We start from the raw sequence: 570 nt of genomic DNA, 5'->3' as shown, positions 1-570 counted from the left end.
TCGCCGAAAATTCGATTCTTGCTCAAAGAGCAACTCACAAATTTTACCTTAGCCTGATCCGTTACCAGTGAAAGTAACGTTCAGTCTATCTTTCTATCACATACCCAAATTTTTAAAGAACGATCTAGCCAAAGACTAGAAATCAACATTCACCATCATCACGATGGAATGCTCATTTCTAAGCTTTCAACAAACAGAAGCAGTAGTGGTGGAGCCAAACGGGATCGAACCGTTGACCTCCTGCGTGCAAGGCAGGCGCTCTCCCAGCTGAGCTATGGCCCCGTATTTCTACAGGTTCCCACACAAAATTGGTGGGTCTGGGCAGATTCGAACTGCCGACCTCACCCTTATCAGGGGTGCGCTCTAACCAACTGAGCTACAGACCCAATTTCGGGCTGCTTCTTTATCGTCTTCTTCAATGAATCAAGCAATTCGTGTGGGAGCTTATGGAGCAGCTGATGTCGTCGATTAAGGAGGTGATCCAGCCGCAGGTTCCCCTACGGCTACCTTGTTACGACTTCACCCCAGTCATGAATCACACCGTGGTAACCGTCCTCCCGAAGGTTAGAC

The 570-nt window shown here is 48.2% G+C and carries 2 tRNA genes and 1 rRNA gene; all 3 read right to left on the bottom strand.

What is annotated here, in order from left to right:
* Positions 1-206 precede the first annotated feature (206 nt).
* Positions 207-282: transfer RNA gene (locus IB252_RS29905), tRNA-Ala, on the bottom strand.
* A 27-nt stretch (positions 283-309) separates the two neighbouring features.
* A tRNA-Ile gene (locus tag IB252_RS29900) sits at positions 310-386 on the bottom strand.
* An 83-nt stretch (positions 387-469) separates the two neighbouring features.
* A 16S ribosomal RNA gene (locus tag IB252_RS29895) occupies positions 470-570 on the bottom strand; the annotation flags it as partial.

It is taken from the genome of Pseudomonas sp. PDM10, from assembly GCF_014852295.1.
GTDB lineage: Bacteria > Pseudomonadota > Gammaproteobacteria > Pseudomonadales > Pseudomonadaceae > Aquipseudomonas.
Note: the sequence above shows the minus strand (reverse complement) of the source record. Positions and strands in the feature narration are given on the sequence as shown.